Source organism: Pseudomonas wenzhouensis, from assembly GCF_021029445.1.
GTDB lineage: Bacteria > Pseudomonadota > Gammaproteobacteria > Pseudomonadales > Pseudomonadaceae > Aquipseudomonas > Aquipseudomonas wenzhouensis.
The window spans coordinates 3,125,164-3,149,602 of the sequence record NZ_CP072610.1 but is presented as its reverse complement, the minus strand read 5'-3'; the positions used below and the strand labels follow the sequence as shown (position 1 = coordinate 3,149,602).

At 62.5% G+C, this 24,439-nt stretch carries 27 protein-coding genes; 16 read left to right on the top strand and 11 right to left on the bottom strand.

Going from position 1 to position 24,439, the window contains the following annotated elements:
• Position 1 precedes the first annotated feature (1 nt).
• The 6 genes from J7655_RS14515 to J7655_RS14490 all read left to right on the top strand — a co-directional run bounded on the left by J7655_RS14515 (position 2) and on the right by J7655_RS14490 (position 3,416).
• A complete protein-coding gene (locus tag J7655_RS14515; RefSeq protein ID WP_084341320.1) occupies positions 2-331 on the top strand; it encodes a Na+/H+ antiporter subunit C in 330 nt (109 codons plus the stop codon).
• A complete protein-coding gene (locus tag J7655_RS14510) occupies positions 328-1,839 on the top strand; it encodes a monovalent cation/H+ antiporter subunit D (protein WP_230925045.1) in 1,512 nt (503 codons plus the stop codon). The genes J7655_RS14515 and J7655_RS14510 overlap by 4 nt, the downstream gene beginning before the upstream one ends.
• Positions 1,836-2,333 (top strand): Na+/H+ antiporter subunit E, encoded by a 498-nt coding sequence (locus J7655_RS14505; RefSeq protein WP_116619400.1) that lies wholly within the window; start codon positions 1,836-1,838, stop codon positions 2,331-2,333. Before J7655_RS14510 ends, J7655_RS14505 begins: the two co-directional genes overlap by 4 nt.
• The gene (locus J7655_RS14500; protein ID WP_017361639.1) at positions 2,318-2,587 is read left to right on the top strand and encodes a K+/H+ antiporter subunit F; all 270 of its coding nucleotides are present in this window, start codon (positions 2,318-2,320) and stop codon (positions 2,585-2,587) included. The genes J7655_RS14505 and J7655_RS14500 overlap by 16 nt, the downstream gene beginning before the upstream one ends.
• A 12-nt stretch (positions 2,588-2,599) precedes the next feature.
• Positions 2,600-2,938 carry a Na+/H+ antiporter subunit G gene (locus J7655_RS14495; protein ID WP_004423845.1) on the top strand — a complete coding sequence of 113 codons (339 nt, stop codon included), beginning with the start codon at positions 2,600-2,602 and terminating at the stop codon, positions 2,936-2,938.
• A 73-nt stretch (positions 2,939-3,011) separates the two neighbouring features.
• The gene (locus J7655_RS14490; RefSeq protein ID WP_230925044.1) at positions 3,012-3,416 is read left to right on the top strand and encodes a hypothetical protein; all 405 of its coding nucleotides are present in this window, start codon (positions 3,012-3,014) and stop codon (positions 3,414-3,416) included.
• Here J7655_RS14490 and J7655_RS14485 read toward each other — a convergent pair.
• Complete coding sequence (locus tag J7655_RS14485; protein ID WP_230925043.1) at positions 3,413-5,026, bottom strand: NAD(P)/FAD-dependent oxidoreductase; 1,614 nt, start codon at positions 5,024-5,026, stop codon at positions 3,413-3,415. The two genes, J7655_RS14490 and J7655_RS14485, sit on opposite strands and share 4 nt — an antisense overlap.
• Positions 5,027-5,127: 101 nt before the next feature.
• Positions 5,128-5,799 (bottom strand): COG3650 family protein, encoded by a 672-nt coding sequence (locus J7655_RS14480; RefSeq protein ID WP_230925042.1) that lies wholly within the window; start codon positions 5,797-5,799, stop codon positions 5,128-5,130.
• Between the two features lie 254 nt (positions 5,800-6,053).
• On the opposite strand from J7655_RS14480, the gene J7655_RS14475 reads away from it, so the two are divergent.
• Complete coding sequence (locus J7655_RS14475) at positions 6,054-6,935, top strand: RluA family pseudouridine synthase (RefSeq protein WP_230925041.1); 882 nt, start codon at positions 6,054-6,056, stop codon at positions 6,933-6,935.
• 54 nt (positions 6,936-6,989) lie between these two features.
• Here J7655_RS14475 and J7655_RS14470 read toward each other — a convergent pair whose 3' ends face one another.
• The 5 genes from J7655_RS14470 to J7655_RS14450 all read right to left on the bottom strand — a co-directional run bounded on the left by J7655_RS14470 (position 6,990) and on the right by J7655_RS14450 (position 12,437).
• Complete coding sequence (locus tag J7655_RS14470) at positions 6,990-8,024, bottom strand: AbrB family transcriptional regulator (protein ID WP_230927733.1); 1,035 nt, start codon at positions 8,022-8,024, stop codon at positions 6,990-6,992.
• A 15-nt stretch (positions 8,025-8,039) separates the two neighbouring features.
• Complete coding sequence (locus tag J7655_RS14465; RefSeq protein ID WP_230925040.1) at positions 8,040-9,557, bottom strand: tripartite tricarboxylate transporter permease; 1,518 nt, start codon at positions 9,555-9,557, stop codon at positions 8,040-8,042.
• Positions 9,558-9,559: 2 nt separating this feature from the next.
• A complete protein-coding gene (locus J7655_RS14460) occupies positions 9,560-10,015 on the bottom strand; it encodes a tripartite tricarboxylate transporter TctB family protein (RefSeq protein ID WP_230925039.1) in 456 nt (151 codons plus the stop codon).
• A 140-nt stretch (positions 10,016-10,155) separates the two neighbouring features.
• Complete coding sequence (locus J7655_RS14455) at positions 10,156-11,127, bottom strand: Bug family tripartite tricarboxylate transporter substrate binding protein (RefSeq protein WP_230927732.1); 972 nt, start codon at positions 11,125-11,127, stop codon at positions 10,156-10,158.
• A gap of 44 nt (positions 11,128-11,171) precedes the next feature.
• Positions 11,172-12,437, bottom strand: a complete 1,266-nt coding sequence (locus J7655_RS14450) for an OprD family porin (RefSeq protein WP_230925038.1) — start codon at positions 12,435-12,437, stop codon at positions 11,172-11,174.
• Positions 12,438-12,699: 262 nt separating this feature from the next.
• Between J7655_RS14450 and J7655_RS14445 the strand changes: the two genes are divergently transcribed.
• Both J7655_RS14445 and J7655_RS14440 read left to right on the top strand, forming a co-directional pair.
• Positions 12,700-13,371: a response regulator gene (locus J7655_RS14445; RefSeq protein ID WP_230927731.1), complete on the top strand. Its 672-nt coding sequence runs from the start codon at positions 12,700-12,702 to the stop codon at positions 13,369-13,371.
• Entirely contained in the window at positions 13,368-14,765 is a 1,398-nt protein-coding gene (locus J7655_RS14440) for a sensor histidine kinase (protein ID WP_230925037.1), read from the top strand. Before J7655_RS14445 ends, J7655_RS14440 begins: the two co-directional genes overlap by 4 nt.
• Here the strand turns inward: J7655_RS14440 and J7655_RS14435 are convergent.
• From J7655_RS14435 to ygfZ, 3 genes are all read right to left on the bottom strand, one after another.
• The gene (locus J7655_RS14435; RefSeq protein WP_230925036.1) at positions 14,748-15,503 is read right to left on the bottom strand and encodes a substrate-binding periplasmic protein; all 756 of its coding nucleotides are present in this window, start codon (positions 15,501-15,503) and stop codon (positions 14,748-14,750) included. The genes J7655_RS14440 and J7655_RS14435 overlap by 18 nt on opposite strands.
• 138 nt (positions 15,504-15,641) lie before the next feature.
• Positions 15,642-16,478 carry an HDOD domain-containing protein gene (locus tag J7655_RS14430; protein ID WP_230925035.1) on the bottom strand — a complete coding sequence of 279 codons (837 nt, stop codon included), beginning with the start codon at positions 16,476-16,478 and terminating at the stop codon, positions 15,642-15,644.
• Between the two features lie 45 nt (positions 16,479-16,523).
• Positions 16,524-17,465, bottom strand: a complete 942-nt coding sequence (gene ygfZ, locus J7655_RS14425; protein ID WP_230925034.1) for a CAF17-like 4Fe-4S cluster assembly/insertion protein YgfZ — start codon at positions 17,463-17,465, stop codon at positions 16,524-16,526.
• Between the two features lie 189 nt (positions 17,466-17,654).
• Here ygfZ and J7655_RS14420 point away from each other — a divergent pair, with 189 nt between their 5' ends.
• Positions 17,655-17,909: an FAD assembly factor SdhE gene (locus J7655_RS14420; protein WP_147810491.1), complete on the top strand. Its 255-nt coding sequence runs from the start codon at positions 17,655-17,657 to the stop codon at positions 17,907-17,909.
• On the top strand, positions 17,893-18,360 hold the full coding sequence (locus J7655_RS14415) for a protein YgfX (protein ID WP_230925033.1): 468 nt from the start codon (positions 17,893-17,895) through the stop codon (positions 18,358-18,360). Before J7655_RS14420 ends, J7655_RS14415 begins: the two co-directional genes overlap by 17 nt.
• On the opposite strand, the gene nadB is transcribed toward J7655_RS14415, so the two are convergent.
• Positions 18,314-19,945: an L-aspartate oxidase gene (nadB, locus tag J7655_RS14410; RefSeq protein ID WP_230925032.1), complete on the bottom strand. Its 1,632-nt coding sequence runs from the start codon at positions 19,943-19,945 to the stop codon at positions 18,314-18,316. The genes J7655_RS14415 and nadB overlap by 47 nt on opposite strands.
• 367 nt (positions 19,946-20,312) lie before the next feature.
• On the opposite strand from nadB, the gene rpoE reads away from it, so the two are divergent.
• The 5 genes from rpoE to J7655_RS14385 are packed head-to-tail and all read left to right on the top strand — an operon-like array spanning position 20,313 to position 24,371.
• On the top strand, positions 20,313-20,894 hold the full coding sequence (gene rpoE / locus J7655_RS14405; RefSeq protein ID WP_230925031.1) for an RNA polymerase sigma factor RpoE/AlgU: 582 nt from the start codon (positions 20,313-20,315) through the stop codon (positions 20,892-20,894).
• Between the two features lie 29 nt (positions 20,895-20,923).
• Entirely contained in the window at positions 20,924-21,496 is a 573-nt protein-coding gene (locus J7655_RS14400) for an RseA family anti-sigma factor (RefSeq protein WP_230925030.1), read from the top strand.
• Between the two features lie 15 nt (positions 21,497-21,511).
• Positions 21,512-22,459 (top strand): MucB/RseB C-terminal domain-containing protein, encoded by a 948-nt coding sequence (locus J7655_RS14395; RefSeq protein WP_230925029.1) that lies wholly within the window; start codon positions 21,512-21,514, stop codon positions 22,457-22,459.
• A complete protein-coding gene (locus tag J7655_RS14390; protein WP_230925028.1) occupies positions 22,456-22,911 on the top strand; it encodes a SoxR reducing system RseC family protein in 456 nt (151 codons plus the stop codon). The genes J7655_RS14395 and J7655_RS14390 overlap by 4 nt, the downstream gene beginning before the upstream one ends.
• A 35-nt stretch (positions 22,912-22,946) precedes the next feature.
• On the top strand, positions 22,947-24,371 hold the full coding sequence (locus J7655_RS14385; RefSeq protein WP_230925027.1) for a DegQ family serine endoprotease: 1,425 nt from the start codon (positions 22,947-22,949) through the stop codon (positions 24,369-24,371).
• Positions 24,372-24,439 lie beyond the last annotated feature (68 nt).

The window sequence follows — 24,439 nt, the reverse complement described above, 5'->3', positions numbered from 1 at the left end:
TATGGAGGCAGTATTCGCAATCACCCTCGGGGTACTGACGGCCAGTGGCGTCTACCTGCTGCTGCGCGCGCGCATCTTCCCGGTGGTGATGGGGCTGACCCTGATCTCGTATGCGGTCAACCTCTTCATCTTTTCCATGGGACGCCTCGGTACCGGCGTACCGGCGGTAATCGGCAAGAGCGCCGAGCACGGTGACCCGCTGCCGCAGGCACTGGTGCTCACCGCCATCGTCATTGGCTTCGCCATGACCGCGTTCGTCGTGGTGCTGGCCTTGCGCGGGCTGGGTGAGCTGAAAACCGATCACGTCGATGGTGAGGAGCCGCGCGCATGAGTCACGCCATCATCCTTCCCATTCTGCTGCCGTTGTTCATTGGGGCGTTGTTGCTGGTTGGCCACAGTTGGTCGCGTACGCTCAAGCGCGGCATTTCCCTGGTGGGCTGCCTGGCCTTGCTGCCGGTGTGTGCCTATCTGGTGGTGCTGGCCGGAACCGGACAGTTGCAGGTCTACGCCCTGGGTAATTGGGCGCCACCGTTCGGCATCATGCTCTTGCTCGACCGTTTCAACGCCGCATTGCTGTTGCTCACCGCGGTGCTGGCCTGCTTGGCGCTGATCTATGCCTGCCGTGGCGACGATGAGCGTGGGCCGAACTTCCATGCGCTGTTTCAGTTTCAGTTGCTGGGTATCAATGGTGCGTTCCTCACCGCTGACCTGTTCAACCTGTTCGTGTTCTTCGAGATCCTGTTGATCGCCTCCTATGCGTTGCTGCTGCATGGCAACCGTGCCAATCAGGTGCGGGCCGGCGTGCATTACGTGGTGCTCAACCTGCTGGGTTCGTCGTTCTTCCTGATTGGCGTCAGCCTGCTGTATGGTCTGACCGGCACCCTGAACATGCCGGATCTGGCCGTCCGCGTGGCCAGTGCCGAGGTTGCCGATGCGCCGCTGATCAAGGCGGCCGCTTACCTGCTGCTGATCGTCTTCGGCCTCAAGGCTGCGGTACTGCCGCTGTGCTTCTGGTTGCCGCGTGCCTATGCTGCGGCGCCTGCTTCGGTGGCCGCGTTGTTCGCGATCATGACCAAGGTGGGCTTCTATGCCATCGTCCGCGTGTTCACCCTGGTGTTCGGCGAACAGGCCGGGCCGCTGGCCAATCTTGGTCATGAACTGCTCTGGTGGCTGGCGCTGCCGACAATTGTCTTCGGTGTGATCGGTGCCCTTGGTGCGCGTCAATTGCAGGCGCTGCTGGCCTATCTGGTGGTGATTTCGGTGGGTACGCTGATGGTGGGGTTTGCCATCGGCAATGTCGCGGCCCTGAGTGCGGCGCTTTACTACCTGCTGCACAGCACGCTGATCAGTGCGGCGTTGTTCCTCCTGGCTGGCCTGGTGGTCGCTCAGCGTGACAGTGCCGGTGGCGATCTGCAGCAGGAACGTGTACTGCGTCAGCCACTGGTGCTGGGCAGCCTGTTCTTCTTTGCCTCGATTTCCGTGGCCGGGCTGCCGCCATTCTCCGGCTTCCTCGGCAAGATGCTGTTGCTGCGCGCAGCCGAGCCCGGCTGGCAGGCCTGGAGTCTGTGGCCGGTGGTGCTGATCGGCGGGCTGTTGACACTGGTGGCGCTCAGCCGCGCCGGAACCAGCCTGTTCTGGCTGGGCCATGGCGCCGACGCGGCACCTGCTAAAGCCGAACCGGCTGACCGCGTCAGCCTGCTGGCTGCGCTGGGCTTGCTGCTGGCCAGTCCGCTGTTGATGGTCGCTGCGGCGCCGATCATGACCTACCTGGAGGCTGCTGCTGCGCAATTGCTCGATCTGCAACCCTATCTGTCCATCATTGCCGGAGGTGCGGCATGAGGCGTTTCTTCCCCCATCCGCGGATGATGCTGGTGCTGACGGTGCTTTGGCTGCTGCTGGTCAACACCTTCAACCTGGGGCATGTCCTGCTCGGCCTGTTTCTCGGCTGGGCCATCGTGCACCTGTGCGGCGACTTTCTGCTGAACGTGCCCAGAGTACGCAAGCCGCTGGGGCTGTTGTTGTTCATTGGCAAGGTGTTCTTCGACATCGTCGTGGCCAACATGCAGGTAGTCAGGCTGGTGCTGGGGCCGAAATCGCGGCTCAACCCGGCATTCGTCGAGTTGCCGGTGGAGATCGAGGATGAATTCGTTCTGGCTGCGCTGGCCTGCATCATTTCGCTGACGCCAGGCACGGTGTCTGCCGGGCTCAGCTCTGATCACAAGACGCTGTTGCTGCACGGCCTGGACGTGCCTGACCACGATGCGCTGATTGCCGAGATCAAGAGCCGTTACGAAGCACCGCTGCTGGAGATTTTCGAATGCTCGAGAACGTAGTCTTTCTGTGCATGGGCATCCTTACGCTGGCCATGCTGCTCAACGTTGCGCGTCTGGTCATGGGGCCGAGCGTGGTCGACCGTGTCCTGGCGCTGGATACGCTTTACATCAACGCACTGGCGCTGATCGTGCTGTTCGGCATCTGGCTGGCCTCGGATCTGTTCTTCGAAGCTGCCCTGCTGATCGCGGTGATGGGCTTCGTCGGTACGGTCGCAGTGGGTAAACACCTGCTGCACGGCGACATCATCGATTAAGGGAGAATGCCCATGCCTTTCTGGCTGGAACTGTTGATTTGCGCCTGCCTGATCCTCGGCAGCCTGTTCGCCCTGGTCGGTGCCATCGGGCTGTATCGACTGCCGGATTTCTTCACCCGCCTGCACGGCCCGACCAAGGCCACCACGCTGGGTGTCGGCGGTACCCTGATCGCCTCGATGCTGTTCTTTGCGCACCATACCGGCAGCCTCAGCCTGCATGAGTTGCTGATCACCCTGTTCCTGTTCATCACCGCGCCGGTCAGTGCGCACATCCTGTCCAAGGCGGCGATGCAGCAGAAGGTCGAGTTGACCGAGCGTACCCATGGCCAGCCGTGGGACGATGATCACTGAGCCACTGTCAGGCGCTTCTCGCGCCAGGCGGTAATGTGAAGCGTTCGGTGCTGTGCTGTCTGTGGGCCGGGCAATGACTCGGCGACTGCTTGCCATGGCCGTATTGGCTGCCGCGCAAATGCTGCTGGCGTGGGGGCTTTACCGCATCGCCTTCGAGGCCTATCGGCAAATGTTCGGTGGGGTTCGCCGCGATATTGCCTATGGCCTGCAGCTAGAGCACGCGTTGTATCTCTTCGGCGTTCTGGCGGTGGGCAATGCGATTTGGCTGCTGAGTTGCCGTAGCCGGCGCAGCGGTCTGATCGGTTGTGGCCTCTGCGTGCTGATCTGGGCGGCATTCTGGGCCAACGCCTTCGCCAGCATGCCGTATCGCAGCCTGCTGGTGGTGGGGATCGGTACGCTGGTGTTGGCGATGCCGTTGCTGCTTCGCTTCAGAAGGCCCAGCCAGGTAGCTGACGCTCGGCCGGGCTCCACTGCTTAGTGATTCAATCCGAGCATGTCTTTGGCCACCGCTTCGGCAACACGAATGCCGTCGACCCCGGCTGAAAGAATGCCGCCGGCATAACCGGCGCCTTCACCGGCCGGATACAGCCCTTTTAGGTTGAGACTCTGCAGGTCGTCGCCACGGGTGATGCGTACCGGCGAGGAGGTGCGTGTCTCGATGCCGGTGAGCACGGCATCGGCCAGGTCGAAGCCCTTGATCTGCTTGCCGAAAGCCGGCAGTGCCTCGCGGATTGCTTCGATGGCAAAATCCGGCAGCGACGGTGCCAGATCGCCCAGTTTCACCCCCGGCTTGTAGGACGGCTGCACTTCACCCAGGGCGGTGGACGGCTGGCCCTTGATGAAGTCGCCGACCAGTTGCCCTGGCGCCTCGTAGTTGCGCCCGCCGAGTACGTAGGCATGCGATTCCAGACGCTCCTGTAGCTCCACGCCGGCCAGCGGGCCGCCCGGATAGTCCTGCTCGGGGGTGATGCCTACGACGATGCCGGCGTTGGCATTGCGCTCGTTGCGCGAATACTGGCTCATGCCGTTGGTCACCACGCGCTCCGGTTCGGAGGTGGCGGCCACCACGGTGCCGCCCGGGCACATGCAGAAGCTGTACACCGAGCGACCATTGCTGGCGTGGTGCACCAGTTTGTAGTCGGCGGCGCCGAGTTTCGGATGACCGGCGTATTTGCCCAGGCGCGCGCGGTCGATCAGCGATTGCGGGTGCTCGATACGGAAACCGACCGAGAAGGGCTTGGCTTCCAGGTACACGCCACGGGCATGCAGCATGCGGAAGGTATCCCGCGAGCTGTGACCGAGGGCGAGCACGACATGACGGCTGAGCAACTGCTCGCCACTTTCCAGCACCACGCCGGTAAGCTGGCCGTCGTCGATCAGCAGGTCGCTGACGCGCTGTTGGAAGCGTACCTCACCACCGAGGGCCTTGATCTCTTCACGCATGGTGGCGACCACGCCGGTCAGGCGAAAGGTGCCGATGTGCGGCTTGCTGACGTAGAGAATCTCGTCCGGTGCGCCGGCCTTGACGAACTCTTCCAGCACCTTGCGCCCATAGTGGTTGGGGTCCTTGATCTGGCTGTACAGCTTGCCATCGGAGAAGGTGCCGGCGCCGCCTTCGCCGAACTGCACGTTGGAGGTCGGGTCGAGCACGTTCTTGCGCCACAGGCCCCAGGTGTCCTTGGTACGTTGGCGCACTTCCTTGCCGCGCTCCAGGACGATGGGGCGCAGGCCGGCCTGGGCCAGGATCAGCGCGGCGAAGATGCCGCAGGGGCCGAAGCCGACGACGATGGGGCGCTCATCCAGCGGCGCCTCGGCCTGGCCAACCGGCTTGTAGGTGATGTCCGGCGCCGGGCCTACGTGCTTGTCATCACGCAGGCGGGCGAGCAGGGCGGCTTCGTCCTTCACTTCGCAATCGACGGTGTAGATGAACGGCATGTCGCCGAACTTCTTCCGTGCATCGTAGCTGCGCTTGAACACGCTGAAATTCAGCAGATCGGCATCCGTGATGCCCAGGCGCTGGACGATGGCCGGGCGCAGTGCATCATCGGCATGGTCGAGGGGCAGTTTCAGTTCGGTCAGGCGTAGCATGGGCAGTGTCCTGGTAGGCCGGTGGTGATCCGGCAAGGTGGCAAAGGGCGGCGATTGTACAGGATCACCGTCCCGCTGGCCCGTGCGTCCGGTCGGGCTCGTCAGTTGCGCATGGCACCGAAATGCGCGCAACCGCGCAGCACCTGGCCGTCGAGGCGCAGCTCGGCGCTGAGGTGGTTGACCGCGCCGCTCATGCCGTCAACGCAGCGCTGCGGTGCCAGCCACAGCTCGAGGCGCTGACCGTTGGCTTCGCTGCTGAAGTTGAGGCGGCCGTCCGGCAGCTGTTCTTCCAGGTAGGGCAGGGCCAGTGGCTCCTGATCGGGGCGGTTGAGCACCAGCCCCTTGCTGCCGACTTCCAGTTGCCAGAACGGCTCATTACCGCTGGCGCGCAGGCTCAGGCGCTTGAAGTTGAGATCGTCACAACCATGCCCCTCACCCTGCAGGCGGTAAATCTGGCTGACCTCGAAGCGGCCATCATGGCCTTTGCCCTGGCTGCCGCCCAGGCGTCCGGCCAGGTCGGCGAACAGGCTGCTGTGGCCATCGTTGCCGAGTTGTGTGACTTCACGCTCGATGCTGGTGTTGCCAGCATCGGCCAGCACGAAGCGGCGCTGTTCCAGGCAGGGCATGAACACCAACTGCCCATTATCGACCTGTATCTGGCCTTGCAGGCGGGTGGCCGGGGGCGGACCTTCCGGCTTGCCGGTGTAGACCTGGCAGGCAGCCAGAAGGGGGAGCAGGGCGACGCTGGTCAGCAGGGAGCGGGTGATGGACATGAGTCTCTCCAGATACGAGCGGCCACCATAGCTACAGCGCGACCTTGGCTCAAGCCGTGAGTATGAAAGTCGCGCAGCGACTTCCTCCCTGCTGTCCTTCTCCCTCTGGGAGAAGGTGGCGCGAAGCGCCGGATGAGGGGGCATACCACGCAGGCTTTCATTGTTCGGCTGCTGTTGCGGCATGCCCCGGCTTTGACTGAGCGGCACGAGTGCGGCCTAATTCGCCCGTCCAATCTCATTGAGCACCTTCTGCAATGCCCAGCCCTGCCATGCGCCCCAGCACCCTTCACCTGCCACAGGGTGATTGGGCGACGGTACTCGATTGTCTGTGCGATCACTTTCCTGCCATAGACCGCACCACCTGGCTGCAGCGTATGGCGCGCGGCCGGGTGCTGGATGCTGACGGTGCGGCCATCGATGCCACGCATCCCTATCGGGTCGGGCTCAAGGTGCGCTATTTCCGTGAAGTGCCGAACGAGACGCCGATTCCTTTCGTCGAGCAGGTGCTCTGGCAGGACGAGCACCTGCTGGTCGCCGACAAACCGCACTTTCTGCCGGTGATGCCGGCCGGTGAGTACGTCGAGCAAACGCTGCTGGCACGGCTGATCAAGCGTACCGGCAACCCCGATCTGGTGCCGATCCACCGCATCGACCGGCTGACCGCCGGGCTGGTGCTGTTCTCGGTCAACCCGGCCAGTCGTGGCCAGTATCAGGCGTTGTTTCGTCAGCGCGCGGTGGAAAAACGCTACGAGGCCATCGCACCGGCATTGGCGCAGTTGCAGTTTCCCTACCTGCACCGTTCGCGCATGGTCGATGGCGAGCCGTTCTTTCGCATGCAGGAGGTTGTCGGTGAGGCCAACAGTGAAACGCGCATCGAGGTGCTGGAACGCCGGGGTGAACTGTGGCGCTATCAATTGTCGCCAGTGACCGGGCGCAAGCATCAGTTGCGCGTGCATCTGGCCGGGCTTGGCGCACCTATCGTTGGCGATGACTTCTATCCGCAGTTGCTGGAGTCGCGCAATCAGCCGGATGACTACAGCAAGCCGCTCAAGCTGCTGGCGCGCGGTTTGTGCTTTGTCGATCCGCTGAGTGGTCAGGTGCGCGAGTTCGAGAGCCAATTGCAGTTGCGGTGGTAGCGCCGTTGCGTATGGCGTACCCAAGGCAAGATAAAAAAGCCCGCACGAGGCGGGCTAAGCGTGGCTCTTGCACCAGAGCTTGAATAAGGGTTCGGCGAGAAACATCACCAGAAACAGCCGCAGCACCTGCAATGCAGTCACCAGCGCTACCGAAAGCTGCAGGGCTTCTGCGGTCAGGCACAGCTCGGTGATGCCGCCGGGCATCATGCCCAGCATCAGTGACAGGTGGTCTTCGCCGGCCAGCCAGCCCAGCACTTCGCCGAGACCGGCCGCGGCCAGCATCGCCAGCAGGGTGAACAGCAGGACGCGGGCGAGGAAGGCTGGCGCGCTGCGGAAGAAAGCGCGGTCGAAGTGGCAGCCCAGTGCACAGCCGATCAGCCACTGGCCGAACTGACCGAGGCCCTGCGGCAGGCCCAGATGCAGGTCGAAGCTGGCGCTGGCTATGGCGCAGACGCTCAGCGGGCCGAGCATCCAGGGGTTGGGTTGGTTCAGCCGGCCCCAGAGTATTGCCAGCAGAGCGCCAGCAGCGAGCAGACCGGTTAGCCACAACCAGTCCACTGGCGCCGGAGGGGGCGCGCTGACATCGGACAGACCCCAGGTGAACAGTGCCGGAATCAACAGCAGCACCAGCAACAGGCGCAGGCTGTGCGCCGCTGCCACTCTTGCGGGCTGGGCATCGTGGCGCAGGGCCAGGTTGACCATTTCGCTGGCACCGCCAGGCATGCTGGCAAAGAAGGCCGTGGCGCGGTCGACGCCGGCACGGCGCAGAATGACGATACCGATCAGGCTCAGCATCAGCGTGCCGATGGCCCCCATGATGATCACCGGCAGATGGCTGAGCACCTGCTGCAGCACCTCACTGGTGAAGTGCAGGCCGATGCCGCTGGCGACCAGCCATTGGCCGGCCTTGCGCCCGCCTGGCAATTCACTGAAGGCACGATTGGCCAGGCAGCGTAGGACGATTACCGCCAGCAAGGAACCGACCATCCACGGCAAAGGCCAGTCTGCAAGACTGGCCAGGTAACCACCCAACGCACCGGCCAGTGGCGTAGGCCACCAGCCGCGTGGGTTAAAGGATGAAATGCTCAGGGACACGCCTCATCCTCAGGCCGCGTCAGCCACTTCAGCCTGACGCTGGTTACGCTTGCGCCAGTTGCGGTAGAAGGGCAGGGCGATCATGCCGACGATCAGCGTCCACACGCCCCAGGTGATCGGGCTGGAGAACAGGATGCCGAGATCACCATTGGAGATCGACAGGGCGCGGCGCAGGTTCTGCTCCATCAGCCCGCCGAGAATGAAACCGAGCAGAATGGCCGACAGTGGGAAATCCAGTTTGCGCAGAATGTAGCCCGCGATACCGATACCGATCATCAGGAACAGGTCGAAGGTGGTGGCATGCACCGCATAGACGCCAATCGAGGTGATGATGGCGATGGCCGGCACCAGCGCCCAATAGGGCACGGCGAGGATCTTGGTGAAGATCTTGATCATCGGTACGTTCATCACGATCAGCATGATGTTGGCGACGAACAGCGAGGCGATCAGGCCCCAGACGATGTCCGGCTGATTCTGGAACAGCAGTGGGCCGGGAGTGATGTTGTACAGGGTCAGCGCACCGAGCATCACTGCGGTGGTGCCCGAGCCAGGAACGCCCAGAGTCAGCATTGGCACCATGGAGCCGCAAGCCGAGGCGCTGTTGGCGGTTTCCGGGGCGGCCAGGCCGCGCAGGTCGCCATTGCCGAACTTGTTGTCCTTGTGTGCCAGGCGTTTTTCGCTCATGTACGCCACGGCACTGGCCAGGGTCGCGCCAGCACCCGGCAGGATGCCCAGGCCAAAGCCCAGTGCGCCGCTGCGCAGATTGGTGGCCAGCACCGACAGACCTTCTTTGAGGTTGAACAGCATGCGGCCCTTGGCTTCGATGGCCTTCTGGCCATGGTGAGTGCGCTCGAGCAGCACGAGAATCTCGCTGACCGAGAACAGACCTAGCACCAGCACCACGAACTGGATACCGTCAGCCAGACCGAGGCTGCCGAAGGTGAAGCGATACACGCCACTGTTGGAGTCGATGCCGACGCAGGACAGGAACAGGCCGATGCAGCAGGCGATGGCGGTTTTCATCGGCTTGTTGCCGGCCATGCCGGCCAGGCAGACGATGGCGAATACCATCAGCACGAAGTATTCCGCAGGGCCGAAGGCCACGGCCCATTTGGCCAGCATCGGGGCGAAGATGACCACGCCGCAGGTGGCGATCAGGCCGCCGACGAAGGAGCTCCAGGCGGAGATGGACAGAGCCACGCCAGCCTTGCCCTGACGCGCCAGCGGGTAGCCGTCGAGGGTGGTCATCACGGCCGAGGCTTCGCCCGGGATGTTCAGCAGAATCGAGGAAATACGGCCGCCATACTCGCAGCCCAGGTACACGGCCGCCAGCAGGATCAGCGCGGTTTCCGGCGGCAGACCGAGGGCGAAGGCGATGGGGATCAGCAGCGCCACGCCGTTGATCGGGCCCAGGCCTGGCAGCAGACCGACCACTGTGCCAATCAGGGTGCCACACAGGGCGGTAAGCAGGTTGTAGGGGCTCAGGGCAACACCGAAGCCCTGACCGAGGTAGCTGAGGGTATCCATGATCAATTCTCCAGCGCGGCGAGAATGCCGAGCGGCAGGGGGACGTCGAGGGCTTTGTCGAACAGCAGGTAGAGGCCGATGCCGAGTGCCACGCCAGCGATCACGCTGACCTTCCAGGAGCCTTCATACAAGCGGGCCATGGCGATGGCGAAGAGGATGCTGGCTGGAATAAATCCGAGTAGTTCGAACGTGGCAGCGTAGGCGCTGAGCATCACCACGCAGCCAACGACCTTACTCAGTACGTGTCGATCCAGGGGCGGCTCGTCATGCTCAGCCGTGGCGCTGGCCGGCTTGGCGATGAGGTAGATGGCACCGAGGCCCATCAGCGTCAGCAGCAGCAGCGGATAGGCGCGAGGCCCGACGGGCTCGTAGGAAAATGGTGCCTGGTAGCCCCAGGCCGTAGCCGCCAGGCCCAGGCAGCAGAGCAACAGCACGATGCCGAAGATGCGTTGGTACATGAGGAAATCCTCGTTATTTCAACAATGCCTACCGGGTTTCCTGGTGCGAATGACGCCAGCCCGTGAGCACACGGCTCCAGGCAGTTAGGGGAGTGGGAATGGCCTTGAACCGCCCCGGGCTGGGGCGGTTATTCGGCGGGTTACTGCTGGATCAGGCCGAATTCCTGAGCCAGTTGCTTGTACTGAACGACCTGCTGTTTGACGTAGGCATCCAGTTCATCGCCGGTCATGGCGAAAGGGTAGAGCTCGCGTTGCTCGCGCAGATGGGCGAAGTCTTCGGAAGCCAGGAGCTGGTCGAAGGCGCTCTTCCACCAGGCGAAGGCTTCATCGCTGACTTTCGGGCCGACGTAGAAACCACGAATCACCGGCCAGGTCACGTCATAGCCCTGCTCCTTGGCGGTCGGGATCTTGGAAACCACTTCGCCAGGCAGACGCTCGTCGGAGAACACCGCAAGGATGCGCATGTCGCCACTCTCGATGTGCGGCACGGAGTCGGAGATGTCGGTACTGGCGACCTGAATGTGCCCACCGAGCAGCGAGGTGGCCAGCTCGCCGCCCCCTTCCATGGCCACATAGCGCAGTTGCCGTGGGTCGATGCCGGCCGCGCGGGCGATCAGTGCGGTCTGCATCCAGTCCTGGCTGCCGACGGTACCGCCGGAGCCGATCACGACCTTGCCCGGCTCGGCCTTGAGTGCCGCGACCAGGTCATCAAGGGTCTTGTAGGGTGAGTCGCTGCGTACGGCCAGGGCGCCGTAGCTGGTGCCAATGCCAGCCAGCCACTTCACGGCATTTTCGTCGAAACGACCGAACTTACCCTGGGCCAGGTTCAGCAGCGAGCCGCTGGAGAAGGCTGTGATGGTGCCGGCATCGGCCGGACGCTGTGCGACCACGGCGTTGTAGGCGACGGCGCCGACACCGCCCGGCATATAGGTCACGCGCATCGGTGAGGACAGCAGCTTGCTGTCCACCAGCGCACTTTGCGCCAGCTTGCAGGTGAGGTCGAAGCCGCCGCCGGGGGCAGCCGGAGCGATGCATTCGGGGCGCTTGGGTTCTGCGGCCAGCAATTGGCCGGCAAAGGCCAGGCAGGAGGCGGCGACAGCGGCACGGATCATGGCAGTGTTCATGGTTGGGTTCTCCTCGCGAATCTTATTGTGGGTTACCAGATCGGCAGCGTGTAGCCGACGATGACACGGTTCTCGTCCGCATCACGGGCGAAGTCGGAGCGGAAGCTGGCATTGCGCACGCGAACGTAGAGATCCTTGAGCGGGCCGCTCTGCACCACGTACTTGAATTCGATGTCGCGTTCCCATTCGCCGCCACGTTCGTCGGAGCCGGCAACACGAGCGTCATCACCCCGGATGTAGCGGGTCATGAAGGTCAGCCCGGGCACCCCGATGCTGGCGAAGTTGTAATCGTAGCGAGCCTGCCAGGAACGCTCGTCGGCGTTGGCGAAGTCATTGATCTGCACGAAGTTGATCAGGAACGGATCGCTGCCATCGATATAGGCGAAACCGGTGTCGCCGCTCATGTCCTGGAAACCCAGGCCGAACTTGTGAGCGCCCAGGCCGTAGCTGACCATGGCGTTGAGGGCCTGGTTGTCGACCTTGCCGGCGTTGGCTGCGCCGCTGTCGCGGCTGACAATGTAGCGTACGTCGCTGCTCAGGGTGCCTGCACCGACCTTGTGGCTGCTGAGCAGACCGAAGAAATGCTGGCGATAGACGTCATCCAAGTCGGCGAAGTAGTAACGGCCGGTGAAACCGGGGGCGAACTTATAGTCGACACCGGCGAGGTCGAGGTGATCGGCTTCGACGCCGCCGGCGAAGCGGCCGTTCTTGGCGTTGAGCAGCATCTTCTCGGAGTCGGTCGAGGCACGGTCGATGACCTTGTCCAGGCGTCCGCCGGTGAAGGTCAGGCCTTCGAGTTCGGAGGAGGTCAGCAGGCCGCCTTCGAAGACCTGCGGCAGCAGTCGGCTGTCACTGGCCTTGACTACCGGCAGCTCGGGCACATGCGAGCCATAGCGCAACTCAGTGGCAGAAACCTTCACCTTGGCGGTCAGGCCCAGGCGGCTGAAATCATCGGCGGAACGGCCATCGTCATGCACAGGCAGCAGGTCGGTACCGGTGCGACCTTTGCCCGAGTCAAGCTTGATACCCAGCAGCCCCATGGCGTCGATACCGAAGCCGACGGTGCCTTCGGTGAAGCCGGACTGCAGATCGAGGCGGAAACCCTGGCCCCACTCTTCACGCTTGTTCTGGCCGTCGAACTGGCGGAAGTCACGATTCAGGTAAATGTTGGTGGCCGTGAGGCTGGCGGTGCTGTCTTCAATGAAGGCGGCGTTGGCAAGGGGGGCTGCGCCGGTAGCGGCGATGGCCAGGCAAAGCAGGCGAACAGGCGGCAGAGCCTGGCGTGAGGCTGCGAGCATCGTGTGGTCTCCATTCTTGTTCTTGTCGCCACCTGGCACCACTGCCAGGTCGCTTGAGCAGGTGGGTCGAGCCACCTTCTGCCGATGCTATGAGGGCAAGCTTTCATTAACCTTTCATGCGGCAAGTTTTTCGTCAGTGCGCGAGGTGTAGAGTCTGCCGGCGTCGACGAATGACCTCATCGTTCTGCTAATTGAGCCATTCACAGCCGCTGCAGGAGCGCTAAACTGCGCGCCTCACATGATCTTGCAGCTGGAGGTGGCAGTGCGGATTCTGCTGGTCGAAGACCATCCGCAGTTGGCGGAAAGCGTGGCTCAGGCGCTGAAGGGGGCCGGCTGGACGGTGGACGTGCTGCATGATGGCGTCGCTGCCGATCTGGCACTGACCAGCGAGGAATACGCTCTGGTGATTCTCGATATCGGCCTGCCACGTCTGGATGGTTTCGCTGTGTTGGCACGCTTGCGCGACCGTGGCCAGACGCTGCCGGTGCTGATGCTGACCGCGCGTGGTGAGGTCAGGGACCGTGTGCATGGCCTCAACCTCGGTGCCGATGACTACCTGGCCAAGCCTTTCGAATTGGCCGAATTGGAGGCTCGGGTCAAGGCCTTGCTGCGGCGTAGTGTCCTGGGAGGCGAGCAATTGCAACAGTGCGGTGACCTAGTCTATGACCTGGGGGCACGCCGCTTCAGCCTCAAAGGTGAGGCGCTCAGTTTGACGGCTCGTGAACAAGCGGTGCTGGAAGCGATGATCGCGCGGCTCGGACGGGTGATGAGCAAGGAGCAATTGGCGGCGCAGGTCTTTGGTCTTGATGAGGATGCCAGTGCCGATGCGATTGAAATTTACGTCCATCGTCTACGCAAGAAGCTCGAAGGCAGTGCCGTGCGGATCGTCACCTTTCGTGGGTTGGGCTATTTGCTGGAAGCGATCGAAGCATGAGCCGCGGTGCCAGTCTGCGCGGCCGGCTGCTGCGGCGCCTGGCACTGCTGCTGTCGGTGATCCTGCTGGCCAGTAGTTTGAGCGCCTACTGGAGTGCCCGGCACGCGGCGGATACGGCCTATGACCGTACCCTGCTGGCTTCGGCGCGCACGGTGGCTGATGGTCTTTACAGTACCGACGGGCTATTGCGTGCCAATGTGCCTTATCTGGCGCTGGACACCTTCGCTTATGACAGCGCCGGGCGTATCTATTATCAGGTGCTGGGGGTCGATGGCGAGCTGGTATCGGGTTACGAAGACCTGCCGGCCGCGCCGCCCAACACCCCGCGTACCGAGGATTATCCCGCTTTGGCGCACTTTTATGATGGCGTTTACCGTAATCAGGGTGTGCGCGTTGTCAGTCTGCTGCAGCCAGTCAGCGAGCCGCAGCTCAATGGCATGGCTGAAATTCGTGTGGCAGAAACTCAGGGCGCGCGTGAGCGCATGGCGCGCGCATTGCTGATTGGCACCTTATGGCGCATGGGGCTGCTCTCGGTCAGTGCGCTGTTATTGGTCTGGTTGGCGGTGAATCTCGCCCTGCGGCCGCTGGAGGCGCTGCGGCGTGAGGTGGCTGAGCGTGCCAGCAACGATTTGCACCCGCTAGCCGATGCCGGTCTGCCGCGTGAGGTACAACCACTGGTAGAGGCTTTGAATCAGTTCAATGAACGGTTACGTGGTGTGTTCGAGCGACAATCGCAGTTCATCGCCGATGCTGCTCATGAGCTGCGAACGCCGCTGGCAGCGCTCAAGGCGCGCATTACCCTGGGCTTGCGCGCCGAGGAGCCCGAGCAATGGCGCAGCACGCTCGAGCAGGTAGCCCTGCAAGGAGACTGGCTGACGTTGCTGGCCAACCAGTTGCTGTCGCTGGCACGTATCGAGAGCGGCGCGCGCGCCATCACCGAGGGCGGTGCGCAGCGTATCGACCTCGCCCAGCTGGCGCGTGAGCTGGGGCTGGCCATGGCGCCACTGGCCCATGCGCGAGGTGTGTCACTGGCGCTGGAGGCGGATCAACCGATGTGGATCGACGGTGAGCCGACGCTGCTCAACGAGTTGCTGAACAACCTGCTGGATAACGCACTGGCACACACACCAGCCGGTGGCAACCTGATCATTCGCGCACTGGCGCCATCGGTGCTGGAGGTCGAAGACGACGGCCCGGGTATTCCCGAGGCCGAGCATGAAAAGGTTTTCGAGCGTTTCTACCGGCGCAGCAATCTGGGCAGCGGTGCAGGGCTCGGCCTGGCCATCGTCGGCGAAATCTGTCGCGCCCATCAGGCCCGAATCAGCCTGCATCAGGTACAGCCGCATGGCCTGCGCGTACGCGTCGAGTTTCCGCTGTCAGTGGCTGAGACTTAGCGGCTGTTGAATCTCCAGCAGGTACTGGGAAACCTTGCCGCTGTCGCGCAGTTGCTTCAGACCACGATTGAAGCGCTGCATCAGTTCGGCATTGCCCGGTACCTCTCGTGACAACAGCAGATGCAGGCTGTCGCTGCGCAAGGGTTTGCCATGAAAGCTCAGGCGCTGGCGTTCGGCAGCGCTGAATTTCTGATAGAGCAGGTCGAAGCCCACCACCTTGTCCACGGGAAACAGATCGATGCGTCCGGCCAGCAACTGGCGCAGGCCCTGTTCATCACCGGTTACTCGCGTCACCTTGAGTTCTCTGGCGGCTTCGGCGCGTTGAAAGGCATCTCCGTAGTCATAGCCACGAGTGCCGGCAATGCGCAGGCCGCGTAGATCCTCGACATCGCTCCAGTCAAACGCATGGATCTTGCGGTGAAACAGGTAGTAGCCACTTTCGACCACCGGCTCGCTGATATGAAAGTGCTGCTCGCGTTCGGGGCTGGCAAGCCAAACGGCGCTGCCGTCGCGCAGACCCTGTTCGGCCATTTTCAGCGAGCGGGCCCAGGGATGGAATTCCCACCGTACTTCGACACCCTGTAACGCGAACGCCTCGGTGACGATGCGTGATGCTACGCCATGGTGGGGCAGGGCTTCACCGAGGTAGGGCGGCCATTCGCCGTTGGTCAGACGTACCTGTTGGGCAGCGTGGGCGCTGCCGAACAACAGGATGAGCAGGATGAATGCGTTACGCATGGCTCTACTTCCTCAAGCGAGTCGTTTGAGTGTAGAGGCATTTTGTGATCTGCATCCCTGTAGATCACCCTTCGGGCCGTCGCGCAGCGACGTCAAAAATTGCTCCCGACAATTTTTGCCATCCGTGGCTAGGTGCTTTTATTGCAGCATGCCCATGGCCGCTTCCATGGCGGCGGAGAGGTCTTCGTCAGCCTGCATGTCGACCTGCGGATCCAGTCCCAGCTTGGCGAACGCTGGCACCTTGCTCCAGTCCAGCTGGGTGTAAGGGTGCTCGCTGCCCAGGTAGCTTTGCAGCGTTGCGACCTGGACGATGTCGACGTAGTCGACCTTGGCCGAGTCGCGGGTGAAGTTGAGGTACTGGCTGGGCACGATGGCGATGGGCTCGGGAAATTCCCAGGTGCGCAGGATCTTGTCGCCGATGATCGGGTGAATCTGCTCGATCACGTGGTTGAGGCTGATGGAGTCGGCCAGCAGTTCATTGTGTTCTTCGGCGTAGGTGAGAATCGGCAGCACGCCAATCTGGTGCACCAGGCCGGCGAGCGTGGCCTGATCGGGCATCAGGCGGGTGTAGTGGCGGCACAGTACATGGCAGATGCCGGCGATCTCGGTGCTCTTGTTCCACACTTCGCGCATCTTGCGGTCGACCACGTCGCTGGTGGCCTGGAACATCTGCTCCATGGCCAGGCCGGTGGCCAGGTTGCAGGTGTAGTTGATGCCCAGGCGGCTGACCGCCATCTGCAGGTCGGTGATTTCCTTGTTGCTACGCAGCAGCGGGCTGTTGACCACCTTGATGATGCGCGCGGTCAGTGCGGCATCGTTACCGATCACCTTGCTGATCTGCGGGATGCCCACGTCCGGGTCTTCGGCTGCTTCGCGAACCCGCAGTGCGACTTCGGGCAGGGTGGGCAGAACCAGTTCATCGTTCTCGATGGCCTGGATCAGCTCCTGTTGGACTTTTTCGGCAAGCTTGCTCATGAAATGGCTCTCTTAGGCGATCCGGTGCGGCGCCGTGAAGTGTAGTCAGCGCTGGATTTCCTTGTCGGCATCCAGCTGATAGGGCAGTTCGAGCAGATCAAGGGTTGGCCCCTCGCTGCTGGCGAGATGAATGCGGCCGTCGTCCACGGCATCTTCCTGCAATACGGCGAGCAGTTCCACGGTGTCACCGGCTTGTGCCGCCACGACCACTTCGCCAACGCTGGAGCCATGAACGGGCGAGAACAGTTCGACGCCGACGGCCGGCACAGCCGCGCCGACCAGGCGCAGGCGTTGCAGACGACGCTTGAGTTTGCCCAGGTATTGCATGCGCGCGACGATTTCCTGGCCGGTATAGCAGCCTTTCTTGAAACTGACGCCGCCCAGTGCCTGTAGATTGATCATCTGCGGAATGAACCGCTCACGCGTCGCGCCGAACACCTGGCCCACGCCCGCACGGATCTGAGCCAGCAGCCAGTCGTTCAGTGGCGCGTGTGGCAGGCGTGCGGCCAGCTTGGCTTGTAGTGCTTGCGCGTCCTCTGTTGGTGCCCAGAGTTCGGCACGGCCATCGCTCAGGCGTACGGCAAGCAACGAGTCGGTGCGGGTGATGGCGTCGCTGGCAGCTCCCAACTGCAGGCCAAGCTCGTTCAGTACGGCATCACCGCCAGCCAGGCCGAAACGCACCCAGGCGCTGCTTTCATCGCTGAGCCTGGATTTGGAGAACACCGCATATTTCTGCAGGTCGGCCTGCTGCGACTCGATCAGCTCACGGGCCATGGCCAGCAGGTAGCCGTCTTCCACCGGGACGATGCGAAAGCTTGAGAGCATGCGGCCCTTGGGCGTGCAGCGGGCGCCAAGGCTGGAGTGGTTGTCATTCAGGTAATTGAGGTTGCAGGTCACTTGGCCCTGCAGGAATTTGGCAGCATCCTCGCCGCGTACGGCGAGCAGGCCTTCGTGATCGAGAAGGGTGAAGTAAGCGCTATCGGCCATGGTGCAAGTCGAATCACTGGATAAAGGTCAGGGGTCTCATCATAAGATCAGCCGCAAGTCGCAAGCTACAAGCTTCAAACAAAAGCGTGGAAAAAGCCCCTACGTTGCCTTGTCATACGGGCTCGCGTATGGCCTCCAGTATGCTGTCGCTACTGCTATACTGCCGGCCTCGTTCGAGGAGTCCGTTGCATGGTTGAGCAAAGTGAACTGAATCGCCTGTTCTGGCATAGCCGTCGTGGCATGCTGGAGCTGGATGTATTGCTGGTGCCGTTCGTCCAGGAGGTCTACGCGACCCTGGATGCCGAGAACCAGGCGCGTTACCGCAAGCTGCTGGAGTGCGAGGATCAGGACATGTTCGGCTGGTTCATGCAGCGCGGCGAGCCTGAGGATGCTGACCTGCGCCATATCGTGCGCATGATCCTGGACCGTGTCCAACCCAAGTGATGCCTTCGAGTGCCGTTGGCAGCCCTCACGCTGGCTGCTGAGGCTCTACCTGTCGGTCTTGGCGCTGGCCTTGCTGGCGCCCTGGCTGGCTGACATTCCCCTCTGGTCAAAGCTGCTGTCACTGGTGGCATGCCTGGCGCATGCAGCCTGGGTGCTGCCGCGACACGTCTTATTGACTGCGCCACAGGCCATCACGGGTTTGCGTCGTGATGGATTCGGCTGGCATATGTACAGCGTTGCAGCAGGCTGGCAGGCAGTGCAACTGCGCCCGGACAGCCTGGCGTTGCCGCTGACGGTGGTGCTGCGCTATCGCCTGCCAGGCCAGCGTTTCAGTCGAGGGCTGTGCATTGCCCGTGATGCGTTGGCGCCCGAGCAGCACCGGCGCCTGCGCTTGCGGCTGAAGTTCAGCCGGCGGCGCTGGGCTGAGCCTGGGGCGCCGGGGTCAGGATAGTGTCACGTGCTTCGGCCAGCTGCTCCGGATAGTCGAGGGTGTAGTGCAGGCCGCGACTCTCACGGCGCTGCATGGCCGAGGTAATCATCAGTTCAGCCACCAGCGCCAGATTGCGCAGTTCGATCAGGTCGCGACTGACCTTGTAATTGCTGTAGAACTCATCGATCTCGTCGAGCAGCAGGCGCACGCGATGCTGGGCGCGCTGCAGGCGTTTGTTGGTGCGCACGATACCGACGTAGTCCCACATGAAGCGCCGTAGTTCATCCCAGTTGTGGGCGATGATCACATCTTCGTCCGAGTCGGTTACCTGGCTGGCGTCCCAGCCGGGCAGGTTGGCCGGCATGCCGACGGTGTCCAGCTGTTCGCTGATATCGGCACAGGCCGAGCGTGCATAGACGAAGCACTCGAGCAGCGAATTGCTGGCCATGCGGTTGGCGCCATGCAGGCCGGTAAAGCTGGTTTCACCGATGGCGTACAGGCCGGGCACGTCGGTGCGACCGTGCTGATCGACCACGACGCCGCCGCAGGTGTAATGTGCGGCCGGCACCACCGGTATGGCCTGTTGGGTGATATCGATGCCAAAGCCCAGGCAGCGTTCGTAAACGGTGGGGAAGTGGCTCTTGATGAACTCGGCCGGCTTGTGGCTGATATCCAGATAGACGCAGTCGATGCCCAGACGCTTCATTTCATGGTCGATGGCGCGGGCGACGATGTCGCGCGGCGCCAGTTCGGCGCGCTCATCGAAGCGCTGCATGAAGCGTTCGCCATTGGGCAGTTTGAGCAGGCCACCTTCGCCGCGCACGGCTTCGGTGATCAGGAAACTCTTGGCCTGCGGGTGATACAGGCAGGTGGGATGGAACTGATTGAACTCCAGGTTGCCGACGCGGCAGCCGGCGCGCCAGGCCATGGCGATGCCATCGCCACAGGCGCCGTCCGGGTTGCTGGTGTAGAGATAGACCTTGGCGGCACCGCCGGTGGCGAGAATCACGAAGCGCGCGCTGAAGGTATCCACCTCGCCGCGAGCACGGTCGAGTACGTAAGCCCCAAGGCAGCGCTCACCGTCCAGACCGAGCTTGCGTTCGGTAATCAGGTCGACGGCGACGCGCTGCTCCAGCAATTCGATGTTCGAGCGTTGCCTGGCCTGTTCCAGCAGCGTGTTGAAAATCGCTGCGCCGGTGGCATCGGCGGCGTGAATGATGCGTCGATGACTGTGGCCACCCTCGCGAGTCAGATGAAATTCGAAGCCGCCATCCTCGCGTGCGGTTTCGTCATCGCGGGTAAAGGGTACGCCCTGGTCGATCAGCCACTGGATGGCTTCGCGGCTGTGTTCCACGGTGAAGCGCACGGCGTCTTCACGACACAGGCCGGCGCCGGCTATCAGGGTGTCGGCGACGTGGGATTCGACCGTGTCGGTGTCGTCCAGTACGGCCGCTACGCCGCCTTGCGCCCAGTAGGTGGAGCCGTTGGCCAGGTTGCCTTTGCTCAGCACTGCAATGCGCAGATGGCTGGGGAGTGTCAGGGCGAGGGTCAGGCCGGCAGCACCGCTACCGATGATCAGTACGTCGTGCTGGAAATGTTGGCTCATGTCCGAGTTCCGCAGGTAAGCGAGCCCTAGTATATAGAGAGGGGCATCGGCACAATAGACGACTTATGACCGACTGCTGTGCTCAGGAACTTTTTTAGGCATTAAGGTTCCATAGAGGGTCGCCCATATAAGGGAGAGCGTTTGCGCGTGCCTGCATCTGACGTCAGCGACAGGTGTGGAGATGGGCGGCGATAAGATTATTTGCACGAGCGGAGAGGTTCCGCTGGTGCCGTTCCTGGCAGAGGGCAGAAAAACTCTGCAGGAAGCTTGCTTGGAGGGGAGAACTTTTGCGTAAGGCCCGAGTCTATCTTTGCAAGTTGATTGGCCTTCGGCTGCAGGCCTCCTCCAGGCGTCATGAGGAGAATCCATGCTAACCCAGGAAGACGATCAGCAACTGGTCGAGCGAGTGCAGCGCGGCGACAAGCGTGCCTTCGATCTGTTGGTGCTGAAGTATCAGCACAAGATCCTCGGTCTGATCGTGCGATTCGTGCACGACACTCACGAGGCTCAGGATGTCGCTCAGGAAGCGTTCGTAAAAGCTTACCGAGCGCTTGGAAACTTTCGCGGTGACAGCGCGTTCTACACATGGCTGTATCGCATCGCCATCAACACGGCGAAGAATTACCTGGTATCGCGCGGCCGTCGGCCGCCGGATAGCGATGTCAGCAGCGATGATGCGGAGTTCTACGATGGCGATCATGGCCTCAAGGACATCGAGTCACCGGAGCGGGCATTGCTGCGAGATGAGATCGAGGCCACCGTGCATCGAACCATCGCCCAGCTGCCAGACGACTTGCGCACGGCCCTGACCTTGCGCGAGTTCGAAGGCTTGAGTTATGAGGACATTGCCAATGTGATGCAGTGTCCGGTAGGTACGGTGCGTTCACGGATCTTCCGTGCGCGTGAGGCAATCGATAAGTCCCTGCAGCCTCTGTTGCAGGAAACCTGAGACAGCGGCGACAGCCAAGAGAGGACGCCATGAGTCGTGAAACCCTGCAGGAATCGCTGTCCGCGGTGATGGATAGCGAAGCGGACGAACTGGAACTGCGGCGAGTGCTGGCAGCGAGCGAGGATGGCGAGTTGCGTGGTACCTGGTCGCGTTACCAGATTGCCCGTGCTGCCATGCATCGTGAGTTGCTGGTGCCGCAATTGGATATCGCGTCGGCGGTTTCCGCAGCGCTGGCCGAGGAGGCCGCTCCGGCCCGCAAGACACCAATCTGGCGTAGCGTCGGGCGTGTGGCTGTCGCTGCTTCGGTAACCGTTGCAGTGCTCGCAGGTGTGCGTTTCTACAACCAGGATGACCTGGCGGGTGCTCAACTGGCTCAGCAGGGCGCTTCTCCGGTACTCTCGATGCCGCAAGTGCAAGGCCCCGCATTGCTCGCCGGCTACAACGCAAGCGAGGAAGCTGCTGAGTCGGCCCAGGTTGGGACTGCCAGCTGGCATGAGCAGCGTCTGCCCAGCTATCTGCGTCAACATGCGCAGGAAGCTGTGATGGGTGCCGGTGAAACCGCTCTGCCTTATGCCCGGGCTGCGAGTCTGGAAAACCGCTAAGCGCTAAGGAGTCTCATGCGCGCAATCCCCCTCTACGTTCTCGGAGGTCTGCTGGCTCTGCCGGTTCAGGCCTCCGATGTGCAGGATTTGCTCGGTCGCCTTGCTGTGGCTGAGCGTCAGCAAAGCTTCCAGGGCACGTTCATTTATGAACGCAACGGAAGCTTCTCCACTCATGCGGTATGGCATCGGGTGGATGAGGGGGGCGAGGTTCGTGAGCGCCTTCTGCAGCTCGACGGCCCTGCGCAGGAGGTGTTGAAAGTCGATGGACAGGCGCAGTGCATCACCGGAGCACTGGCCGAACAGATCAGTGACGGGCAGTCATGGCCTGCGCGTCATCTGGATGCAGAGCAGCTGGGTAACTGGTATGACATGCGTATCGTCGGCCAGTCACGCATCGCCAATCGACCGACCATTGTCCTGGTGCTGACGCCCAGGGATCAGCACCGATACGGCTTTGAGTTGCATCTTGACCGGGACACCGGTCTGCCGCTGAAGTCGCTCTTGCTCAACGAGCGTGGCCAGCTCCTCGAGCGCTTCCAGTTCACTCAACTGGATATTTCCACGCCTGTTGCGGATGCCATGCAGCCAAGCTCGAATTGCAAGCCGGTGCGCCTAAAACCTGCTGACAGCATGGCAGACGGTCGCTGGCGCTCGGATTGGCTGCCGCCGGGGTTTGTCCTGAATACGGCGCAACTGCGTCGTGGCTCTGCTGCAGATGCCCCTGTCGCCTATCTGATGTACGGCGACGGGCTGGCGCGGTTCTCGGTGTTCATCGAGCCTTTGCAGGGCGCCGGTGTCGAAGATGCACGCAGTCAGCTGGGGCCGACGGTCGCCGTTTCCAGGCGCATGAGTACAGAGTCCGGTGATGTGATGGTCACGGTCGTAGGTGAGATTCCTCTGGGCACTGCCGAGCGCATTGCGTTGTCAGTACGTGCCGGAGCCCCTGAACAGGCCAGTCAATGATCGAGGAGCAGGGGCGTGTCGTGTCGCTCGAGCCTGGCGCTGTCTGGGTCGAGACCCTGCGCAAGAGCACCTGTTCCAGTTGTTCGGCCAATGCAGCCTGTGGTCAGGGGCTGATGGATCGTCTCGGCGTGGGGCGTCAGCGTGGTTATGTTCGCGCGCTGACCCAGGTGCAACTGGCCGTTGGTGATACCGTGATCATCGGGGTGCGCGAAGATCTGTTGGTGCGCAGCTCGATTCTTGTCTACCTACTTCCTCTTCTTGGTCTGTTCGCTGCTGCGCTGCTGGCGGATGGCTTGATGCTGCCTGAGCCGTTGGTGATTGTCGCCGGCCTGAGTGGTCTGTTGCTCAGTTGGCTGCTGGTGCGCTGGCACGCTGCCCGCGTTGCCGAGAACCCTGCCTTGCAACCCGTTGTCCTACGTACGCTGCTGGTGCCTGCGCCGGTGGTGTGTTGAGTGTGTTCGCGTTTTACATGGGGAGTTGTCGTTCGATGAGAAAGCTCAAGTCCATTGCGCCGTTGTTGGCGGTTGCCTTGCTCTGGGGACAGAGCTTGTTGGCTCAGGCCAGCCTGCCTGATTTCACTGATCTGGTAGAGGAAGCCTCGCCTGCGGTGGTCAATATCAGTACCCGGCAGAAGATGCCCGAGCGCGCCGTTGCCGGCCATCCGGCGCTGCCTGATCTGGAAGGCCTGCCGCCGATGTTCCGCGAGTTCTTCGAGCGCAGCATTCCGCAGGCGCCGCGTAATCCGGGCGGCCGCCAGCGTGAGGCGCAGTCGTTGGGCTCCGGCTTCATCATTTCCCCCGATGGCTACATCATGACCAACAATCATGTGGTTGCCGATGCCGATGAGATCATCGTGCGTCTGTCCGACCGTAGCGAACTGGAAGCCAAGCTCATCGGCGCAGACCCGCGCAGTGACGTCGCGCTGCTCAAGGTCGAGGGCAAGGATTTGCCCGTGGTGCGCCTGGGCAAGGCCGATGACCTCAAGGTTGGCGAGTGGGTGCTGGCCATCGGTTCGCCGTTCGGTTTCGATCATTCGGTGACGGCCGGTATCGTCAGTGCCAAGGGGCGTAACCTGCCAAGCGACAGCTACGTGCCGTTCATCCAGACCGATGTGGCGATCAACCCCGGTAACTCCGGCGGCCCGCTGTTCAACCTGAAGGGTGAAGTGGTCGGTATCAACTCGCAGATCTTCACCCGTTCCGGCGGTTTCATGGGATTGTCCTTCGCCATTCCGATGGAAGTGGCCATGCAGGTGGCCGACCAGCTCAAGGCTGACGGCAAGGTCACGCGCGGCTGGCTCGGTGTGGTGATTCAGGAAGTGAACAAGGATCTGGCCGAGTCCTTCGGTCTCGACAAGCCGGCTGGCGCGCTGGTCGCGCAGGTGCTTGAAGATGGCCCTGCGGACAAGGGTGGCCTGCAGGTCGGTGACGTGATTCTCAGCCTCAATGGCAAGCCGATCATCATGTCGGCTGACCTGCCGCATCTGGTCGGTGGCTTGAAGCCCGGTGAGAAGGCCGAGCTGAACGTGGTTCGCGACGGCTCCCGCAGGAAGCTCGATGTGACGGTCGGCACGCTGCCGGAAGAGGGGCAGGAGCTGGCCTCATCCGGCTCGGCTCAGGGTGGCGAGCGCAGCAGTAATCGTCTGGGGGTGAGCGTCGTTGAGCTGACGGCCGAGCAGAAGAAGGGCCTCGACCTCAAGGGCGGCGTGGTGGTCAAGGAAGTGCTCAGCGGCCCGGCAGCGATGATCGGCCTGCGCCCTGGTGACGTGATCACGCACCTGAACAATCAGGCCATCGATTCCACCGCCACCTTCGCTGCAGTAGCTCAGGAGTTGCCGAAGAATCGTTCGGTGTCCATGCGCGTGCTGCGTCAGGGGCGTGCCAGCTTCATCACCTTCAAGCTGGCCGAGTAATCCTCCGGCAATACCGCAGAAGGGCGCTTTCGAGCGCCCTTCTGCGTCTCTGCGCCAGACGTGACGTG

What these genes read in the sequence shown, in the direction of transcription:
- J7655_RS14515 (WP_084341320.1), top strand. Translation starts at nt 2, where the DNA reads ATGGAGGCAGTATTCGCAATCACCCTCGGGGTACTGACGGCCAGTGGC.
- J7655_RS14510 (WP_230925045.1), top strand. Translation starts at nt 328, where the DNA reads ATGAGTCACGCCATCATCCTTCCCATTCTGCTGCCGTTGTTCATTGGG.
- J7655_RS14505 (WP_116619400.1), top strand. Translation starts at nt 1,836, where the DNA reads ATGAGGCGTTTCTTCCCCCATCCGCGGATGATGCTGGTGCTGACGGTG.
- J7655_RS14500 (WP_017361639.1), top strand. Translation starts at nt 2,318, where the DNA reads ATGCTCGAGAACGTAGTCTTTCTGTGCATGGGCATCCTTACGCTGGCC.
- J7655_RS14495 (WP_004423845.1), top strand. Translation starts at nt 2,600, where the DNA reads ATGCCTTTCTGGCTGGAACTGTTGATTTGCGCCTGCCTGATCCTCGGC.
- J7655_RS14490 (WP_230925044.1), top strand. Translation starts at nt 3,012, where the DNA reads ATGACTCGGCGACTGCTTGCCATGGCCGTATTGGCTGCCGCGCAAATG.
- J7655_RS14485 (WP_230925043.1), bottom strand. Translation starts at nt 5,026, where the DNA reads ATGCTACGCCTGACCGAACTGAAACTGCCCCTCGACCATGCCGATGAT.
- J7655_RS14480 (WP_230925042.1), bottom strand. Translation starts at nt 5,799, where the DNA reads ATGTCCATCACCCGCTCCCTGCTGACCAGCGTCGCCCTGCTCCCCCTT.
- J7655_RS14475 (WP_230925041.1), top strand. Translation starts at nt 6,054, where the DNA reads ATGCCCAGCCCTGCCATGCGCCCCAGCACCCTTCACCTGCCACAGGGT.
- J7655_RS14465 (WP_230925040.1), bottom strand. Translation starts at nt 9,557, where the DNA reads ATGGATACCCTCAGCTACCTCGGTCAGGGCTTCGGTGTTGCCCTGAGC.
- J7655_RS14460 (WP_230925039.1), bottom strand. Translation starts at nt 10,015, where the DNA reads ATGTACCAACGCATCTTCGGCATCGTGCTGTTGCTCTGCTGCCTGGGC.
- J7655_RS14455 (WP_230927732.1), bottom strand. Translation starts at nt 11,127, where the DNA reads ATGATCCGTGCCGCTGTCGCCGCCTCCTGCCTGGCCTTTGCCGGCCAA.
- J7655_RS14450 (WP_230925038.1), bottom strand. Translation starts at nt 12,437, where the DNA reads ATGCTCGCAGCCTCACGCCAGGCTCTGCCGCCTGTTCGCCTGCTTTGC.
- J7655_RS14440 (WP_230925037.1), top strand. Translation starts at nt 13,368, where the DNA reads ATGAGCCGCGGTGCCAGTCTGCGCGGCCGGCTGCTGCGGCGCCTGGCA.
- J7655_RS14435 (WP_230925036.1), bottom strand. Translation starts at nt 15,503, where the DNA reads ATGCGTAACGCATTCATCCTGCTCATCCTGTTGTTCGGCAGCGCCCAC.
- J7655_RS14430 (WP_230925035.1), bottom strand. Translation starts at nt 16,478, where the DNA reads ATGAGCAAGCTTGCCGAAAAAGTCCAACAGGAGCTGATCCAGGCCATC.
- ygfZ (WP_230925034.1), bottom strand. Translation starts at nt 17,465, where the DNA reads ATGGCCGATAGCGCTTACTTCACCCTTCTCGATCACGAAGGCCTGCTC.
- J7655_RS14420 (WP_147810491.1), top strand. Translation starts at nt 17,655, where the DNA reads ATGGTTGAGCAAAGTGAACTGAATCGCCTGTTCTGGCATAGCCGTCGT.
- nadB (WP_230925032.1), bottom strand. Translation starts at nt 19,945, where the DNA reads ATGAGCCAACATTTCCAGCACGACGTACTGATCATCGGTAGCGGTGCT.
- rpoE (WP_230925031.1), top strand. Translation starts at nt 20,313, where the DNA reads ATGCTAACCCAGGAAGACGATCAGCAACTGGTCGAGCGAGTGCAGCGC.
- J7655_RS14400 (WP_230925030.1), top strand. Translation starts at nt 20,924, where the DNA reads ATGAGTCGTGAAACCCTGCAGGAATCGCTGTCCGCGGTGATGGATAGC.
- J7655_RS14395 (WP_230925029.1), top strand. Translation starts at nt 21,512, where the DNA reads ATGCGCGCAATCCCCCTCTACGTTCTCGGAGGTCTGCTGGCTCTGCCG.
- J7655_RS14390 (WP_230925028.1), top strand. Translation starts at nt 22,456, where the DNA reads ATGATCGAGGAGCAGGGGCGTGTCGTGTCGCTCGAGCCTGGCGCTGTC.
- J7655_RS14385 (WP_230925027.1), top strand. Translation starts at nt 22,947, where the DNA reads ATGAGAAAGCTCAAGTCCATTGCGCCGTTGTTGGCGGTTGCCTTGCTC.